The organism is Thioalkalivibrio sp. XN279, from assembly GCF_011089885.1.
Classification (GTDB): Bacteria; Pseudomonadota; Gammaproteobacteria; order Steroidobacterales; family XN24; genus XN24.
Genome location: NZ_JAANBD010000028.1, coordinates 571133 through 587395 on the forward strand (window position 1 = coordinate 571133; position 16263 = coordinate 587395).

Genomic DNA, 16263 nt, shown 5'->3' on the forward strand with positions numbered 1-16263 from the left:
AAGTCCGCTCATAGTCTCCAGTGCACCGCCTGTTGCAGGCGGTCCCGGATGATCTCGATATCCTCGTCGGGTGTGCCGACGATGGCGGCGCTGCCGCCGCCTTCCATGGGCACGATGGTACCCACAAAGCCCTCTTCGTCGATGGGCGTGGGCCCGACCACTTCTTCGTCCGGCAGCAGCATCACGGTGACCGGGCCCTTTTCGCCCTGCACCACGAAGTGCGCCACCATCTCGCCGCGGAAGGGACAGAGCTTGGCGTAGCTGACCGGCCCTACGGGTTGCGCGAGGCCGGCACGCCCGCGACGCAGGACCTCGTCGAACTCCTGCGCCGGCACGGTCCCCGCGGTAACCGCGAGCGAAGCCGGCTCGTGCAGGATATGCGCGATGATTTCGGCGCCGAGCGGCGACACGTCGGCGGGGGGCCGCGTCTGCAGCCCGAGCCAGAGCGCGGCGGCCAGCACCATGCTCGCCGCGACTGCGGCGAAGGCGGGCCAGCGCGGACGCGGCCGCGGCGCCCCCTGGGGTTGCCCCCCGGCGTTCGCCGCCACCGGCACTCGCAGCGCGGCCTCCAGCAAGGCATCGAAACGCCGCTCGTCGGCGAGCAGGGCCTCGCGGCGGCGGCGCTCTTCAGGCGTGATGGTCGTCTTCATTGCCGCCCCTCCGTCGCTGCCGCGTCGGCGAGCAGGGCTTCCTTCAGCTTCTCCCGCGCCCGGTGCAGCCGGGTCAGGATGGCGCCCTGGGTCACGCCGAGGATGTCGGCGATCTCGGCGGTGGAGTGCCCCATCAGCACCTGCAGCACCAGCGGCTCGCGATAGTTGTCCTCGAGCGCCATGATCGCCGTGCGCAGCTCACCCACCATCGGTTCCTCGACCTCGTCGGCGATGTCGGCGAAAACCGCCGGGTCCATGCTGTCCTCGCGCTGCTTCTCGCGCAGCCGCAGGAATTCGCGCCGCACGATGGTCACCAGCCAGGGGCGGGCCTTGGCCTCGTCCTCCAGGCCGTCGAATGACCGCCATGCGCGCAACATCGATTCCTGCACCACGTCCTCCGCGAGTTGCGGATCCCGGCCGAGCCACAAGGCGTAGCGGTAGAGATCCGTCCGCAAGGCGCCGACCAGGCGCTCGAAGCGCCGGCGGTCGCCCAGGTTGGCAATAGCTGCCGTCATGCATAGAGACCGTGAGGGATTCGCATTTATTACACACACAGAACCCCGGGTGCTGGCAAGGCCGGTCCAATCGCGGGAGAATTGCCCTTTGTACCCGGACCCGGATGACGCCCATGACTGCTCCCGTCGACGCCAAGTACCCCCTGACCCGCATGCGCCGCCTGCGCCGGCACGACTTCAGCCGCCGCCTGGTGCGCGAGAACGCGCTGTCGGTCGACGACCTGATCTGCCCGGTGTTCGTGCTGGAGGGCGAGGGCCGGCGCGAAGCGGTCGCCTCCATGCCCGGCGTGGAGCGCATGTCCGTCGACGAACTGGTGCGCGAAGCGACTGCATGGGCCGGGCTGGGCGTGCCCGCCGTGGCCCTGTTCCCGGTGACGCCGGCGGAAGCGAAGAGCCTGGACGGCAACGAAGCGTGGAACCCGGAAGGCCTGGCGCAGCGCGCCGTGCGCGCGCTCAAGGCCGCGCTGCCGCAGCTCGGCGTCATCACCGACGTGGCGCTCGATCCCTTCACCACCCACGGGCAGGACGGCATCATCGACGACTCCGGCTACGTGCTGAACGACGTCACGGTCGAGGCCCTGGTGCGCCAGGCGCTGTCGCACGCCGAGGCGGGCGCCGACTGGGTGGCGCCCTCCGACATGATGGACGGCCGGGTCGGGCGCATCCGCGCGGCCCTCGAAGAGGCCGGGCACGTGAACACCGGCATCCTGGCCTATTCGGCCAAGTACGCCTCGAGTTTCTACGGGCCATTCCGCGACGCCGTGGGCTCCGCCGGCAACCTGGGCGGCGGCAACAAGTACTCCTACCAGATGGACCCGGGCAACAGCGACGAGGCGCTGCGCGAGGTGGCGCTGGACATCGCCGAGGGCGCGGACGCCTTCATGGTGAAGCCAGGCATGCCTTATCTCGACATCGTGCGGCGCGTGAAGAGCGAGCTCGGCGTGCCGACCTTCGTCTACCAGGTGAGCGGCGAGTACGCGATGCTCAAGGCCGCGGCGGCCAACGGCTGGCTCGACGAGAAAGCCGTCGTGCTGGAGGCGCTGCTGTCGATGAAGCGCGCCGGTGCCGACGGCATCCTCACCTACTTCGCCCCGGCGGTCGCGCGCTGGCTCAAGGAAGGCTGAGGCCGCCGCGCCGTTGAATGCGCCCGACCGCTATGCAGTGTTCGGCCACCCGGTCGGGCACAGCCGCTCGCCCTGGCTGCACGCCCGCTTCGCCGAGCTGACCGGGGAGTCGCTGGTCTACGAGGCGCGCGACGTGCCGCCGGGCCGGTTCGAGACCGCGCTGGCCGCGTTCCTGCAGGCGGGCGGCAAGGGACTGAACATCACCGTGCCGCACAAGCTGGCCGCCTTCGCCGCGGCCGAGAAGCTCACGCCGCGCGCCCGCCGCGCCGGCGCGGTGAACACCCTCGCGCTTACGCCGGACGGACTGCTCGGCGACAACACCGACGGCGCCGGCCTGCTGCGCGACCTGCAGCACAACCTGGGCCTGGCGCTGGCCGGCACCCGCATCCTGCTGGTGGGCGCCGGCGGGGCCGCGCGCGGCGCGCTCGGCCCGCTGCTCGACGCCGGGCCAAGTGAGCTGGTGATCGCCAACCGCCATGCCGGGAAAGCGCGCGCCCTCGCCGCCGACTTCGGCGCCGACGGCGCGGTGTCGGGCGTGGGCCTGGACGAAGCGCACGGCCCCTTTGCGCTGGTGGTGAATGCCACCTCGGCGAGCCTGTCCGGCGAAGTGCCGGGCCTGCCTGGCGACGCCGTCGGGCCGGAAACATTCTGTTACGACATGGCCTACGGCTCGGGGCCGACGGCGTTCATGCGCTGGGCGCAGGTTAGAGGCGCGGCAGGCGTGGCCGACGGGCGCGGCATGCTGGTCGAACAGGCGGCGGAGTCCTTCACGCTGTGGCGCGGCGTGCGCCCGCCGACGGACGAGGTCCTGGCGGCGATGCGCAGCGCCGACTGAACGGGACCTGGCCCCGGTGGAACCCTTCCTGGTATCTCTCGGCGTGGTGGCGCTCGCCGAACTCGGCGACAAGTCGCAGCTGCTGGCCTTCATGCTGGCCGCCCGTTTCCGCCGGGTCGCGCCCATCGTCGCCGGCATCTTCCTCGCCGCGGTGGCCAATCACCTGCTCGCCGGCGCGCTCGGCGCGGGGATCGTGCGCCTGCTCGGCCCGGAAGCCCTGCGCTGGGTGGTGGGCGGGAGCTTTCTCGGGATCGCGGCATGGATGCTCTGGCCCGAGCGGGATGACGACGGTGCTGCGCCGCCCCGCCTGGCGCTGGGCGCCTTCGGCACCACGTTCGTGGCCTTCTTCATCGCCGAGTTCGGCGACAAGACCCAGGTGTCGGCAGTGGCGCTGGTGGCGCATTTCGAGACTTTCTTGCCGGTCGTCGCGGGCACCACGCTGGGCATGACCCTGGCCAACGTGCCCGGCGTGTACCTCGGCGACCGGCTGGCCAATCGGCTGCCGGTGCGCGCCATCAGGATCGTCGCCGCCACCCTGTTCGCGCTGCTCGGCGTCATGGCGCTGGCCGGGGCCGGCGCAGCCTTCGGCCTGGCGGACGCGGGCGCCGCCGCGTCCTAGTCCGCCGCCAGCAATTCCACCACCGCCGCCTGCACGGCCGGCCAGGCCGGCGCGAAGGGCGCGATCAGGTCGAAGTGTCCAGCCCCCTCGATGAGCTTCACCTGCACATCCTGGGCATAGGCGCTGGCGCGGTCTGCAAAGGCCGATGCCTGCTCGAGCTTGACGATCGGATCCACTGCGCCCTGCAGCAGGCGCACGGGCACGCCCAGCGGCAGCAGCTCGATGGGACTGGCGGCAGCGTAGCGCTCCGGCTGCTCCGCCGGACTGCCCTCCATGAGCAAGGGCACGGCCGCGTTACAGCCGCGCTCGCCCTCTGCATAGCGCACCAGGTCGGTGATACCGGCCAGCGAGACCACGCCCCGGACGCGCAATGGTCCCGGCGCATGCAGCGGATGTTCCGCCGGCAGGTTGTGCCGCCCTGCCAGCCACAGCGCAAGGTGCCCGCCGGCAGAGTGCCCGACCAGCACCACGCGGTCGAGGTCGAGCGGATAGTCCTGCGCCAGGGCCTGAAGCCACGCAAACGCGCGGGCGGCATCCTCGAAAGTCCCCGGCCAACCGCCGCCCTCGTCGCCGACGCGGCGGTACTCCGGCGTCCACACCGCCACGCCGGCCCGCGCCAGCGCCGCGCCCATATGCGACACGTGTTCCAGGTCGTACTCGGCCCGCCAGCAGCCACCATGCAGCAGCACCGCAACCGGGTGCGGGCCGGGCCCTGCAGGCAGGCGCAGCTCGCCGAACTGCAGCGGGTGCTCGCCGTAAGAGAGACGATGGTCGGGCGGCGGGACCGGCAGTGCCATGATCTCGGCCCAGCGCACGGGCCCCGGCGCCTCTTGCGCCGCGGACTGGCCCTGTTCCGGCAGTGGCGCGACCTGTGCGCAGCCGCCCAGCGCAAGCGCGGCCAGGCAGGCTGCCGCGCGGACGAGCCCGCGCCGCGCCCCGTCAGTCGCCAAGGTAGCGATCCTTGAGGCGCACGTAATGCTCGGCCGAATAGCGCAACATCGCCAGCTCCTCGTCGCTGAGCGAGCGCACGCGTTGCGCCGGGCTGCCGCGGTACAGGCTGCGGCCCTGGAGCCGCTTGCCCGGCGGCACCAGCGTGCCGGCGGCGAGGAACACCTCGTCCTCGAGCACTGCGCCGTCGAGGACGGTGGAGCTCATGCCGATGAGGCAGCGGTCCCCGATGGTGCAGGCGTGCAGCATGACGCGATGACCGATGGTGACGTCCGCGCCGATCACCAGCGGCAGCCCGCCCGGCGAATAAGGCCCGTCGTGGGTCACGTGCAGCACGCTGCCGTCCTGCACGTTGGTGCGCGCGCCGATCGAAATGGTGTTCACGTCGCCGCGCGCCACGGCCATGGGCCATAACGACGCGTCGTCGCCGATCTCGACCCGGCCGATGACCACGGCGGCCGGGTCGATCCAGACCCGCACACCGAGTCGCGGCAGCTCGTCGCCGAAAAGACGCACGTTCACGGCCGCCGCCCCCGCAGCGTCACCAGCTCCTCCGCCGCGGTGGGATGGATGGCGACGGTGTCGTCGAAATCGCGCTTGGTCGCGCCCATGCGCAGCGCGACAGCGAAGCCCTGCAGCATCTCGTCGGCACCGGCGCCGATGACGTGGCAGCCCACGATGCGCTCGTCCGCGCCGACAGTGACGAGCTTCACCACGGCCGGCACCTTGCGCTCGTTCATGGCGTACAGCATGGGAGTGAAGCGGCTCTCGTAGACGCCGACCTGGTCGCCGTAGCGTGCATGCGCCTCCGGCTCCGTGAGGCCGACCGTGCCGATGGGCGGATGGCTGAAGATCACCGTGGGGACGCAATCGTAGTCCAGCTTGCGCTCCGGCATGCCGCCGAACAGCCGGTCGGCAAGACGGCGCCCGGCGGCGATAGCCACCGGGGTCAGTGCGACCCGGCCGGTAACGTCGCCGATGGCGTGGATGCCCTTGACATTGGTGTCCTGCCATTCATCCACGGGAATGAACCCGTCCTCATCGGTGCGCACGCCGGCGGCATCCAGTCCGAGGCCTTCCGTGTTGGGTACGCGCCCGACGGCCCACAGCAGCAGGTCGAAGCCACCGAAGCGCTGCCCGTCGACGGTGAGCAGCTCGATGCCGTTGTCGCGGCGGCTCGCGGCCACCGGCACGGCATGGGTCTCGACGGTCACGCCGTCGCGCTGCATCTGGTCCATCAGGGCCTCGCGCAGCGCCGGGTCGAAGTCGCGCAGCACGCCGTCGCGGCGCGTGGCGATGGTGACCTCGCTGCCGAGCGCGTTGAACACGCCGCCGAGTTCCACCGCGACATAACCGCTGCCGACGATCAGCACCCGCTGCGGCCGTGTCTCGAGGGCGAAGAAGTCATCCGAAGTGATGCCCAGCTCGGCGCCATCGATCTCGGGCACTGCCGGGCGGCCGCCGGTGGCAATGATGATGTGGCTGGCCTCGAGCTCGCGGTCGTCCACGCTGACCCGGCCGGGCCCGGCCAGGGCGGCGCGGCCGTGCAGGAGCGTGATGCCTTTCTTCTCGAGGTTGCCCGCGTAGATGCCGTTGAGGCGCCGGATGTAGGCATCGCGGCGCGCCTTGAGCCCGGCCCAGTCATGCGCCTCCACCGCCACTTGGAAGCCGTAGCCTGCAGCCGCCTCCAGCGTGGCGGCGGTCTCGGCCGCATACCACATCACTTTCTTCGGCACGCAGCCGACGTTGACGCAGGTGCCGCCGAGCGGCCCGTACTCCGCCACCGCGACGCGGGCGCCGTACTCCGCGGCGCGCTGGGCGGCGGCGAGGCCGCCGCTGCCGGCGCCGATGACCACCAGGTCGAATTGCTCTCGTGCGGGCATCTGTACTGTCCTTTGGGCCGAAGGGCATTCTAAACGCATCGCGGCACGCGGATGGGGACGGCCTCCGTGGTAACATCCGGCGCCGCCAGACCCATGGAGACCTGATGGACAACCCCCTGCTCGAGCAGTCCGGGCTGCCGGCCTTCTCCCACATCCGGCCCCGCCATGTGGAGCCCGCCATCCGCGCGGTGCTCGCAGAGAGCCGCGCCCGCGTCGAAGAGATCCTGGCGGCGGCGGAACCCCCGCGCTGGGACAACCTGGTGATGCCGCTGGAGGCGCTCGACCATCGCCTGGCACGAGCCTGGGCGCCGGTGGGTCACCTCAATGCGGTGCAAAACACGGAGGCCCTGCGCAAGGCCTACAACGCCTGCCTGCCGCTGCTCTCGGACTACAGCAGCGAGCTGGGCCAGCACGAGGGGCTGTTCCGCGCCTTCGAGCGCGTGCTTGCGGAGCAGGGCGACGAGCTGCAACCGGGGCAGCGCAAGATCCTCGAGGACGCCTTGCGGGACTTCCGCCTCGCCGGCGTCGCGCTGGCACCGGAGCCGCGCCAGCGCTTCCGCGCCATCATGCAGGAGCTGTCCACGCTGGGCGCGAAGTTCGAGGAGAACGTGCTCGACGCCACCCAGGCCTGGCGCCTGCACCTCACGGACGCGGCCCGGCTCGCCGGCCTGCCGGAGGGCGCGCGCGAGCGGGCCGCAGAAGCAGCACGCACCCGGGGCCTCGAAGGCTGGGTCCTGACGCTCGACTTCCCCTGTTACCTCGCCGTGATGAGCCATGCCACGGACCGCGCGCTGCGGCGCGAGATGTACGAGGCCTGGGTGACGCGCGCCTCGGATCACGGCCCGTCGGCCGGCAAGTACGACAACGGCCCGGTGATGGCCGGCATCCTGCGCCTGCGCCAGGAAGCGGCGCAGATCCTCGGTTTCGCCAACTACGCCGAGCTGTCGCTGGCCACCAAGATGGCCTCCTCGGTGGACGAGGTGCGCGGCTTCCTCGAGGACCTGGCGCGGCGCAGCCGCAAGGCGGCCGAGGAAGAGCTCGGCGCCGTGCAGCGCTTTGCCGGCGAGCCCCTGGAAGCCTGGGACATCGCCTTCTGGTCGGAGCGGCTGCGCGAGCACGACTACCAGGTTTCCGACGAGGAGCTGCGGCCCTATTTCCCGGCCGAGCGCGTCATGGAGGGACTGTTCGACACCACGGCACGGCTGTTCGGCATCCGCATCGTGCCGGGCGGCGAGGTCGAGACCTGGCACCCCGACGTCGAGTTCTTCCGCATCGAGAACGGCGACGGCACCCTGCTCGGGCACCTCTACACCGACATCTACGCCCGCGAGCAGAAGCGCGGCGGCGCCTGGATGGACGAGTGCGTGGGGCGCGCCCGTTTCGGCGCCGAGGTTTCGCTGCCGGTGGCCTTCCTGGTGTGCAACTTCATGCCGCCGGTGGGCGAGCGGCCCGGCCTGCTCAGCCACGACGACGTGGTCACGCTGTTCCACGAGTTCGGCCACTGCCTGCACCACCTGTTGACCAAGGTCGAGTGGCCCAGCGCTGCGGGGATCAACGGCGTGGAGTGGGATGCCGTCGAGCTGCCGAGCCAGTTCCTGGAGAACTTCGCCTGGCACCCGGAGGTCATCGAGCGCCTGTCCGGCCACTACCAGTCCGGCGCGCCGTTGCCGCGCGAGCTGCTGGACCGGCTCATCGCCAGCCGCAACTTCCAGTCGGCAATGCAGATGCTGCGCCAGGTGGAGTTCGCCCTGTTCGACATCCGCCTGCATGCGCGCGAGGCTGCAGACGCGGCGGCCATCATCGACGAGCTCGACGCCGTCAGGCGCGAAGTGGCGGTGGTGTCCTATCCCGACTTCAACCGCTTCGCCCACGGCTTCTCGCACATCTTCGGCGGCGGTTATGCCGCCGGCTACTACAGCTACAAGTGGGCCGAGGTGCTGTCGGCCGATGCCTTCAGCGCGTTCGAGGAGCGCGGCGTGCTCGACGCGGAGACGGGCCGGCGCTTCCGCGAGTGCATCCTCGAGGTCGGCGGCAGCGTCGATCCCATGGACGCCTTCATCGCCTTCCGCGGGCGGCCGCCGGAGCCCAGCGCGCTGCTGCGCCTCGCGGGCATCGACGCGGAGACGGCTTCGGCCGCCTGACGCCATGAAGATCGCCAGCTGGAACGTGAACTCCCTCAAGGTCCGCCTGCCGCAGGTCGTCGACTGGTTGCAGGCGCACCAGCCCGACGTGCTCGGGCTGCAGGAAACCAAGCTGGTGGACACCAACTTCCCGCTGGAGGCGTTCCGCGCGCTGGGCTACCACGCCAGCTTCAGCGGCCAGCCCACCTACAACGGCGTGGCGCTGCTGTCGCGCAGCCCGCAGGAGGATGTGGTCACCGATCTCGACGGCCTCGACGATCACCAGCGGCGCGTGCTCGGCGCCACTGTCGACGGCGTGAGGATATTCAATCTCTACGTGCCCAACGGCCAGGCCGTGGGGACGGACAAGTACGCCTACAAGCTCGGCTGGCTGGAAAAACTCCATGCACACCTGGGCGCCGAACTGGCGCGGCATTCCCGCTGCGCAGTGATGGGCGACTTCAATATCGCGCCGGACGACCGCGACGTGCACGACCCGGCCGAGTGGGCCGGCAAGGTCCTGTGCAGCGAGCCGGAGCGGGCGGCCCTGGAGAAGATCCTCGCCCTCGGCTTTGCCGACACCTTCCGCCTGTTCGAGCAGCCCGAGGGCGTGTACAGCTGGTGGGATTACCGCGCTGCGGGTTTCCGGCGCAACCGCGGCCTGCGCATCGACCTGGTGCTCGCCAGCACGGAACTGGCACGCAGCTGCACGCATTCCAGTGTCGACGTCGAGCCGCGCCGTAACGAGCGGCCTTCCGACCACGCTCCCGTGGTCGCGGTCTTCGACCCCGCCTGACCCACCCCGCCTGACCCCTGTGACGATGGTCACAGAACCCGCATCGCGAGATGGCGGCCGCATCTGAGCTGCCCTAGACTCGTTTCATGGAAGCGGTCAAGCCAGAAGGCCGGGTGATCATGCTGCGCGACCGGCGCAGCGATCACGACGTCACCAACACCGTGCTGCTCACGCGCTGGGAGCCCGTCTGGGAGACCGTGCACGACAGCTTCGGACGCATTTACCCGGGCGTGCCGCTGCGCCTGTTGCGGCGCGCCTTCGAAGATTTCGACGCCCTGTTCCGCGGCCGCATGCCGGGCTATCTCGGCTGCGACACCGTGTACCACGACATCCAGCACACGCTCGACATGACGCTCGCCATGTCGCGCCTGATCGAGGGCCACGAGGTCTCCGTGGGCAGCGACGAGAGGCTCGGCGCGCCACGCGCCATCCTCGGCATCATCTGCTCCCTGTTCCACGACTCCGGCTACATCCGTCACTCCAGCGACGAAGGCCACGTCAACGGCGCCGAGTTCACACGCTCGCACGTCACGCGCAGCGCGCAGTTCCTCGACCGTTACCTGCAGGACGTCGGCCTCGGCGCCATGGCCCATGTCGCACGCCAGGTGGTGCATTACACCGGCTACGAGGTGCGCCTCGACCAGATCAAGGTCGAGCGCGAGAAGGATCGCCGCCTCGGCCACATCATGGGCACGGCCGACCTGCTGGCGCAGATGTCCGATCGCTGCTACCTGGAGAAGTGCCGCGACCGGCTCTATCCCGAGTTCGTGCTCGGCGGCATCGCCATCTGGCGCGAGCCCTCCGGGCGCGTCGTCACGCGCTACCGCTCCGGGCTCGACCTGCTGCGCCAGACGCCGGCTTTCTTCCGCCAGGTCTGCTACCCGCGCCTGGACCGCGCCTTCGGCGGCATCTACCGGCACATGGACGCGGTGTTCGAAGGCCGCAACCCCTACATGGTCGCGGCGGAGCGCAACCTGTTCTACCTCGAGCGCGTGCTGCAGGGCGAACGCTGGCCGTTGCTGCGGCGGCATCCCAGCTGCGAACTGGCCGAGCCGGATGCGCTGGAGAAGACCCGGCGCATGGTCGCCGAGCGGTTGCGCGACCTGCGCGCCGAGGCGGCCTGAACCCGGCGGGCTTGCGCCCCGCTCAGCTGCGACCGATGTCGTCCACGCGCTCCTGCAGGCGCAGGCGATCCAGCGTGGCAAAAGGCAGGTTGAGAAAGATGGAGATGCGGTTGCGCAGCTCGCGGTAGGTGCGCGCGAACGCCGCTTTCCGTTCGATTTCCGTGCCCTCGGCCGCCGCCGGGTCGGGCATGCTCCAGTGGGCCGTCATCGGCTGGCCCGGCCAGGCGGGGCAGACTTCGCCCGCGGCGTTGTCGCAGACGGTGAAGACGAAGTCCATGTGCGGCGCACCGGGCGCCGCGAACTCGGCCCAGTCCTTGCTGCGGAATCCCTCGACGTCGTGGTTGTTCCGTTGCAGCTCGTACAGCGCCAGCGGGTGCACCGCGCCCTTCGGGTGGCTGCCGGCACTGAAGCCTCGGAACCGCCCCGCTCCCAGCCGGTTGATCAGCGCCTCGGCGATGATGCTGCGCGCCGAGTTGCCGGTGCAGAGAAAGAGGATATTGACGACTTTTTCCGACATGGCTGCTACGCGCCCCGCTGACAATGCGACAACGGTCCACGATGCCAGCGCTACATGACGAAAAAATTACAACCGCCCGGTGCCGCTGGGGTTACTCCGCCGGCGTGAAGGAGAACTTCTGGCCGCCGATGGAGGCCTCGTACATCAGGCCGCCCTTGGCGATGATGAAGGTCGCCATGCCCTTGTAGTACTGGCCGGCGGTCACGGCGTCCTTCCTGCCGCCGCTGGCCCCGGCGCTGGCCCCGGTGGTGCCGGCGCCGGCGCTGGCCGCGGCGGTGACGACCACCGCGCTCGCCTGGGCGCCGAACTCGAAGTTGCCCGAAGTGAATTCTTCGAAGCTGCGCTTGTCCTCGAAGAAGATGATCTGGCTGTAGGCCTGGCCGCCCAGCTGGAAGCCGATGCTGAGCTGGGTCAGCGTGGTGTCGCCGACGTAGGCGCCGCCACGGTAGACGCGGCCTTCGCCGCGCGCGCCGCCGATACCGATGCCGGCCTTGCCCACGGTCGGGAAGACGGCGTAGCCATAGCTGTGACCGAAGAAATACGCGCTGTCGCCGGCGTTCTTGAACAGCTCGATGGTTTCGGTGTACCGGTCGGCCATGGCCGGAGCCGCGAAACCGAGCGAAAGCAGCGTAAGGGCAAATACTCGGGTCATGATCTGCATGGCATTACTCCGTGCCGGATTGCTGTATGCGGACCATCATAACCGGATTGCGAAGCGCGCCTTCCAGGCCTTGTCGCTGAAACCGACGCTGACGGCCCCGTCGGCGGTCACCAGCACCGGCCGCTTCACCAGCGCCGGGTGTTCCCTCAGCAGGAGCGTCCACTCCGGGTCGCTGCCGGGCGACTTGCGCGCTTCGGGCAGCTGGCGCCAGGTGGTCGAGGCCCGGTTGACCAGCTTGTCCCAGCCACCCACCTGGGCGGCCCAGTCCTTGAGAACTTCCGGCGCCACGCGGTTGGCGCGGTAGTCCACGAACTCGTGCGCGATGTCGAAACGCTTGAGCCAGTTGCGTGCCTTGCGACAGGTGTCGCAGGTGCCCAGTCCGTAGACGATGATGGTCTCGGGTTCGCTCATGTTGTCACCGGAAAATAAAGATCTTTCGTGTGAAGCCTTGTAGCTTATTGATTCTTTTTTACCGGCCCGATCTCTATTGAATCCTTAAAGTTCTTTCCATTGGGCCTGTTTGTGGCTGGCTCTGGCAACCGTCGAACAATAAAGTGCTTTCCATGTGCAAATGCTATCCGCAGCTACGGCGCAATTCGATCTCCGTCGAGACCCAATCTACGTCAGTCACTTTCCGGCTGTCGTTGAATTGAGGAAGTTCACGGACCCGTGTGATGGTGCCGCTAATGAAGCGCATCCGTTCCTCGCTCATCGCCCAGCGGCACGAAGCGCATCAGCGATCCGGGTGGACCATGAGCACAAACACCGTTACGTCGGCGTCGCGCCGCACTGCCTCGAGCGCACTGTCGTACTCCGCCAACAACCCCACGCAGGGCGGACAGAGACCCTCCTCCATCGAAACGTAGACCAATGCACCACGTTCGACGGATGAACTTGTGTCTACGAAGAACATCGACCTTAGATAATCGAGCGTGAAGGTGGGCTGATGGGGCTCGCCGTCTGACAGCGCCTTTGCGACCAGCCCGGAGATGTCTCCCGTTGGCCGGCCATGAGTCTTCAGCGTGAGCTCCCCGCGGCCATTAAAAACCAACGCCATAGGCACATGAAGGCGCCCAGAGATCACTCCAGCGTCGTCCAGAGCATCGAACACGGCGCTCGTTGGTGCCTCAGCAGTGTGTTGGGCAGGCGGCTGGCCACCTCTGGCTCCCGCAGCAATAAGAAAGAGCGCGGCCACCAGTAGCAGACGCCAAGCCGCTTGATACTCCATCAGTTATCGCCGGCGGGTCGCGGGGGGAATAGAATGGTCGCTTCACCCGTCTCTTGGTTGATGGTCACCTCGGCCGGTGACTCGGTCCGGGATTCGATGGTCAGGACCGAGAGACCCGTCCCGTCCGCACGTGGCCTGAAGCTCTCCAGGTGCACCTGGACACCAGACGATGCTTCATCGGCGAGTAACCTGGCGTCCATGTCTGACATGAAATCCGAGACGAGGTGCGCTGTGTCCGCGCTCATCGGCTGCACAAGCCCCAGTTCAAAGCGGCATTTTCCTTCGCTGCAACTGAACTGGTCCATGTAGGCCGCGCCACGCACTTTCGGCTGGTCCAGCGCCTGGTAGAGCGCCTGCTCCGCTCGCGCCCGTGTCTGGTAGGACCATCCGGTTTCCGGATCCAGCGCCGCTGTAGCCTGCATGTCCGGCTCATCCGCGCGGTCAAACGATGTGGCACCGGAGCCGGCCATGGACTCGCCTAGGACGCGGAGCTCGGCGGTAGCGGTCGCTGCATCGACGTCGGGGGATTCGGCTGGCTCCTGTCCCGGTTGCGGTTCTGCGCTGCTGCCTTTTTCCAGCAGAGGCATCGGCGTCACTCGTTGCGGATGGTCGGACTCCCCACCGGCCCACAGAGCGACAACCCCAACACCCACCAGGCCAAGGATCACGGCAATAAGCGCAAGAGAACGAGGACCTGTCATGGGAACTTGCTTAGCTATTTAGCGGTCACGCGAGCCTAGTTTTCCTGTTCGCTGACACGGAATGTCAAGCATCCGTCTGCATTGCAAACCGTACAAAACGATCCGGAACACACAAAGACGTCGCAAGGCGGTTCACAGACTACACCACCGTCACCATCGCCTTGTGGCGGATCGCTCAGAATGTTGTTGCTGGCCAGAACAAGAACCAGCCCCAAACTGTACAGAGAAGCCCGAAAATTTCGTTTCATGTCCGCCCTCGGTGAATAAAGCAGCGTGGTGTCCTGTATATGCGCGTTATGGCCCATATACGGCACCAGATACTACTCACCCCTATATCGGAGCGTCAATGCCTTGCGAGACCTTCGGGCTGATTGAATGGGAACTCGGTGCGTAAGGCAGAAGCTGCCCCCTCGGCACCAAACCCCGGAAAACCCTGTGCATCCTTGCAGACCCTGGCGTGCCTGACCGTCACCTTGGGCGCGACCGAGTTTTCGATGGTTCCTTCCGCCTTGCGGCTTGAATTTTCAGGAACGGTTGGAAAGAACTCTATTGTTCTATCGCGTCCGGCAACGGCACGAGTTGGAAAGAAATTTATTGTCTTGGAAAGGACTTTTTTGCTTTAGAAAGAACTTTATTGTTCGATGACAATGCTACACCCCCTAAGAGAACTACTCCACCGTCACCGACTTCGCCAGGTTGCGCGGCTGGTCCACGTCGGTGCCCTTGAGCACGGCGACGTGGTAGGAGAGCAGCTGCAGCGGGACGGTGTACGCAATCGGCGCCTGGAAGTCCTCGATGTGGGCCGGCATCTCCAGCACCGTCACGCCGGGCCCGTTCTCGACGTGGGAGTCGGGGTCGGCGAAGACGAACAGCTCGCCGCCGCGGGCGCGGACTTCCTGCATGTTGGCCTTGAGCTTCTCGAGCAGCTCGTTGTTCGGCGCCACGATGATCACCGGCATGTCGTCGTCGACCAGCGCCAGCGGGCCGTGCTTCAGCTCGCCGGCCGGGTAGGCCTCGGCGTGGATGTAGGAAATTTCCTTCAGCTTCAGCGCGCCTTCCAGCGCCACCGGGAACTGGATGCCGCGGCCGAGGAACAGGGCGTTGTGCTTGTCGACGAAGCGCTCGGCCAGCAGCTCGATGGCCGGGTCCATCTCGAGGATCTTCTCCAGCAGCGCCGGCACCCCGGCGAGCTGGCGCACCAGGTCGGCCTCGGTCTCGGCATCCAGCCCGTTGCGCCGCGCCAGCGCCAGGCCGAGCAGTGACAGCGCGGCGAGCTGGGTGGTGAAGGCCTTGGTGGAGGCGACGCCGATCTCGGGGCCGGCGCGGGTCATCAGCACCAGGTCGGACTCGCGCACCAGCGCGCTCTCGGGCACGTTGCAGATGCCGACCGTGGCGAGGTAGCCCATCTTCTTCGCCGCGCGCAGCGCCTCGAGGGTGTCGAGGGTTTCGCCGGACTGGGAAATGGTGACGTAGAGGGTGTCGGCGGGCACCACCGGCTGGCGGTAGCGGTACTCGCTGGCGATCTCGACCATGCACGGGATGCGCGCGTACTTCTCGATGAAGTAACGCGCCACCATGCCGGCATGGTAACTGGTGCCGCAGGCCACGATCTGCACCGCGCGCACCGACTCGAACACCTTCTCCGCCGCCGGCCCGAAGGCCTGCGCCAGCACCTTGCCGGCGCCGATGCGCTCGCTCAGCGTCTCGGCCACGGCGCGCGGCTGCTCGTGGATCTCCTTCTGCATGAAGTGGCGGTACTGGCCGCGCTCCATGGCGTCGGCCGACAGCGCGCTCTCCTTCTCGGCGCGCTGGACCTTGCGGCCCGCGGCGTCCTCGATGGTGACGGCCTGGCGCGTGACCAGGGCGATGTCGCCTTCCTCGAGGAAGATGAAGCGCCGCGTCACCGGCAGCAGCGCGGCGACGTCCGAAGCAACGAAGTTCTCGCCGATGCCCAGGCCGAGCACCACCGGGCAGCCGGCACGGGCGACGACAATGCGGTCCGGGTCCTCCGAACTGATCACGGCCAGCGCATAGGCGCCCTCGAGGTCGGCCACCGTGCGCTTCACCGCAGCGTGCAAATCGGTGCCGTCGGCCAGGTAATGGCGGATGCGATGCGCGACCACCTCGGTGTCGGTCTCGGACTCGAAGACGTAGCCGAGTTCCTGCAATTCGCGCCGCAGCGCCTCGTGGTTCTCGATGATGCCGTTGTGCACCAGCGCCAGGCCGGGGCCAGAGACCTGGGGATGAGCGTTACGCTCGCTCGGCACACCGTGGGTGGCCCAGCGGGTGTGGGCGATGCCGCAGTTGCCGCGCAGCGGCGCCGCATCGAGCGAATCCTGCAGCCGTTGCACCTTGCCCTGGGTGCGACGGCGCTCGATGGTGCCTCCCTCGACCTCGATCGCGAGGCCGGCCGAGTCATAGCCGCGGTACTCGAGACGGCGCAGCCCCTCCATGAGGATGGGGACCACGTCGCGCTCGGCGATGCCTCCTACGATTCCGCACATATCGGTTGTCCTGTTCGCTGCCGGCGCGCCTCGTCGGG

The 16263-nt window shown here is 68.3% G+C and carries 17 protein-coding genes; 6 read left to right on the forward strand and 11 right to left on the reverse strand.

What is annotated here, in order from left to right:
• Nucleotides 1-8 precede the first annotated feature (8 nt).
• Both G8346_RS12245 and G8346_RS12250 read right to left on the reverse strand, forming a co-directional pair.
• Nucleotides 9-650: a DUF3379 family protein gene (locus tag G8346_RS12245; RefSeq protein ID WP_166051617.1), complete on the reverse strand. Its 642-nt coding sequence runs from the start codon at nt 648-650 to the stop codon at nt 9-11.
• Nucleotides 647-1165 carry a sigma-70 family RNA polymerase sigma factor gene (locus G8346_RS12250; protein ID WP_166051619.1) on the reverse strand — a complete coding sequence of 173 codons (519 nt, stop codon included), beginning with the start codon at nt 1163-1165 and terminating at the stop codon, nt 647-649. The genes G8346_RS12245 and G8346_RS12250 overlap by 4 nt, the downstream gene beginning before the upstream one ends.
• Before the next feature lie 113 nt (nt 1166-1278).
• On the opposite strand from G8346_RS12250, the gene hemB reads away from it, so the two are divergent.
• The 3 genes from hemB to G8346_RS12265 are packed head-to-tail and all read left to right on the forward strand — an operon-like array spanning nt 1279 to nt 3743.
• Complete coding sequence (gene hemB, locus G8346_RS12255) at nt 1279-2289, forward strand: porphobilinogen synthase (protein ID WP_166051621.1); 1011 nt, start codon at nt 1279-1281, stop codon at nt 2287-2289.
• A gap of 13 nt (nt 2290-2302) precedes the next feature.
• Nucleotides 2303-3124, forward strand: a complete 822-nt coding sequence (gene aroE, locus G8346_RS12260; protein ID WP_166051623.1) for a shikimate dehydrogenase — start codon at nt 2303-2305, stop codon at nt 3122-3124.
• A gap of 16 nt (nt 3125-3140) precedes the next feature.
• Nucleotides 3141-3743 carry a TMEM165/GDT1 family protein gene (locus G8346_RS12265; RefSeq protein WP_166051625.1) on the forward strand — a complete coding sequence of 201 codons (603 nt, stop codon included), beginning with the start codon at nt 3141-3143 and terminating at the stop codon, nt 3741-3743.
• On the opposite strand, the gene G8346_RS12270 is transcribed toward G8346_RS12265, so the two are convergent.
• The 3 genes from G8346_RS12270 to gorA are packed head-to-tail and all read right to left on the reverse strand — an operon-like array spanning nt 3740 to nt 6574.
• The gene (locus G8346_RS12270; RefSeq protein WP_206202717.1) at nt 3740-4693 is read right to left on the reverse strand and encodes a S9 family peptidase; all 954 of its coding nucleotides are present in this window, start codon (nt 4691-4693) and stop codon (nt 3740-3742) included. The genes G8346_RS12265 and G8346_RS12270 overlap by 4 nt on opposite strands.
• The gene (locus G8346_RS12275; RefSeq protein ID WP_166051627.1) at nt 4683-5213 is read right to left on the reverse strand and encodes a gamma carbonic anhydrase family protein; all 531 of its coding nucleotides are present in this window, start codon (nt 5211-5213) and stop codon (nt 4683-4685) included. Before G8346_RS12275 ends, G8346_RS12270 begins: the two co-directional genes overlap by 11 nt.
• The gene (gene gorA / locus G8346_RS12280) at nt 5210-6574 is read right to left on the reverse strand and encodes a glutathione-disulfide reductase (protein ID WP_166051629.1); all 1365 of its coding nucleotides are present in this window, start codon (nt 6572-6574) and stop codon (nt 5210-5212) included. The genes G8346_RS12275 and gorA overlap by 4 nt, the downstream gene beginning before the upstream one ends.
• Nucleotides 6575-6678: 104 nt before the next feature.
• Here gorA and G8346_RS12285 point away from each other — a divergent pair, with 104 nt between their 5' ends.
• The 3 genes from G8346_RS12285 to G8346_RS12295 all read left to right on the forward strand — a co-directional run bounded on the left by G8346_RS12285 (nt 6679) and on the right by G8346_RS12295 (nt 10614).
• Nucleotides 6679-8715, forward strand: a complete 2037-nt coding sequence (locus G8346_RS12285) for a M3 family metallopeptidase (RefSeq protein ID WP_166051630.1) — start codon at nt 6679-6681, stop codon at nt 8713-8715.
• 4 nt (nt 8716-8719) lie between these two features.
• The gene (gene xth / locus G8346_RS12290) at nt 8720-9490 is read left to right on the forward strand and encodes an exodeoxyribonuclease III (RefSeq protein WP_166051632.1); all 771 of its coding nucleotides are present in this window, start codon (nt 8720-8722) and stop codon (nt 9488-9490) included.
• Between the two features lie 86 nt (nt 9491-9576).
• Nucleotides 9577-10614, forward strand: coding sequence for a hypothetical protein (locus G8346_RS12295; RefSeq protein ID WP_166051635.1), 1038 nt, complete (start codon nt 9577-9579; stop codon nt 10612-10614).
• A gap of 22 nt (nt 10615-10636) precedes the next feature.
• Here the strand turns inward: G8346_RS12295 and G8346_RS12300 are convergent, their stop codons facing one another.
• The 6 genes from G8346_RS12300 to glmS all read right to left on the reverse strand — a co-directional run bounded on the left by G8346_RS12300 (nt 10637) and on the right by glmS (nt 16225).
• The gene (locus tag G8346_RS12300) at nt 10637-11131 is read right to left on the reverse strand and encodes an arsenate reductase ArsC (RefSeq protein WP_166051637.1); all 495 of its coding nucleotides are present in this window, start codon (nt 11129-11131) and stop codon (nt 10637-10639) included.
• Nucleotides 11132-11222: 91 nt separating this feature from the next.
• Nucleotides 11223-11792, reverse strand: a complete 570-nt coding sequence (locus G8346_RS12305; protein ID WP_166051639.1) for a YSC84-related protein — start codon at nt 11790-11792, stop codon at nt 11223-11225.
• Nucleotides 11793-11828: 36 nt separating this feature from the next.
• Entirely contained in the window at nt 11829-12203 is a 375-nt protein-coding gene (locus tag G8346_RS12310) for a Spx/MgsR family RNA polymerase-binding regulatory protein (RefSeq protein WP_166051641.1), read from the reverse strand.
• 322 nt (nt 12204-12525) lie between these two features.
• Nucleotides 12526-12903, reverse strand: a complete 378-nt coding sequence (locus G8346_RS12315) for a hypothetical protein (RefSeq protein ID WP_166051644.1) — start codon at nt 12901-12903, stop codon at nt 12526-12528.
• A gap of 116 nt (nt 12904-13019) precedes the next feature.
• Nucleotides 13020-13607 (reverse strand): hypothetical protein, encoded by a 588-nt coding sequence (locus tag G8346_RS12320; RefSeq protein ID WP_166051646.1) that lies wholly within the window; start codon nt 13605-13607, stop codon nt 13020-13022.
• A 782-nt stretch (nt 13608-14389) separates the two neighbouring features.
• A complete protein-coding gene (gene glmS, locus G8346_RS12325) occupies nt 14390-16225 on the reverse strand; it encodes a glutamine--fructose-6-phosphate transaminase (isomerizing) (protein WP_166051648.1) in 1836 nt (611 codons plus the stop codon).
• Between the last annotated feature and the right edge of the window lie 38 nt (nt 16226-16263).

Excerpts from the sequence above, each read along its gene's own strand:
- G8346_RS12245 (WP_166051617.1), bottom strand. The coding sequence starts at position 650 with ATGAAGACGACCATCACGCCTGAAGAGCGCCGCCGCCGCGAGGCCCTG.
- G8346_RS12250 (WP_166051619.1), bottom strand. The coding sequence starts at position 1,165 with ATGACGGCAGCTATTGCCAACCTGGGCGACCGCCGGCGCTTCGAGCGC.
- hemB (WP_166051621.1), top strand. The coding sequence starts at position 1,279 with ATGACTGCTCCCGTCGACGCCAAGTACCCCCTGACCCGCATGCGCCGC.
- gorA (WP_166051629.1), bottom strand. The coding sequence starts at position 6,574 with ATGCCCGCACGAGAGCAATTCGACCTGGTGGTCATCGGCGCCGGCAGC.
- G8346_RS12285 (WP_166051630.1), top strand. The coding sequence starts at position 6,679 with ATGGACAACCCCCTGCTCGAGCAGTCCGGGCTGCCGGCCTTCTCCCAC.
- xth (WP_166051632.1), top strand. The coding sequence starts at position 8,720 with ATGAAGATCGCCAGCTGGAACGTGAACTCCCTCAAGGTCCGCCTGCCG.
- G8346_RS12295 (WP_166051635.1), top strand. The coding sequence starts at position 9,577 with ATGGAAGCGGTCAAGCCAGAAGGCCGGGTGATCATGCTGCGCGACCGG.
- G8346_RS12300 (WP_166051637.1), bottom strand. The coding sequence starts at position 11,131 with ATGTCGGAAAAAGTCGTCAATATCCTCTTTCTCTGCACCGGCAACTCG.
- G8346_RS12305 (WP_166051639.1), bottom strand. The coding sequence starts at position 11,792 with ATGCAGATCATGACCCGAGTATTTGCCCTTACGCTGCTTTCGCTCGGT.
- G8346_RS12310 (WP_166051641.1), bottom strand. The coding sequence starts at position 12,203 with ATGAGCGAACCCGAGACCATCATCGTCTACGGACTGGGCACCTGCGAC.
- G8346_RS12320 (WP_166051646.1), bottom strand. The coding sequence starts at position 13,607 with ATGCCTCTGCTGGAAAAAGGCAGCAGCGCAGAACCGCAACCGGGACAG.
- glmS (WP_166051648.1), bottom strand. The coding sequence starts at position 16,225 with ATGTGCGGAATCGTAGGAGGCATCGCCGAGCGCGACGTGGTCCCCATC.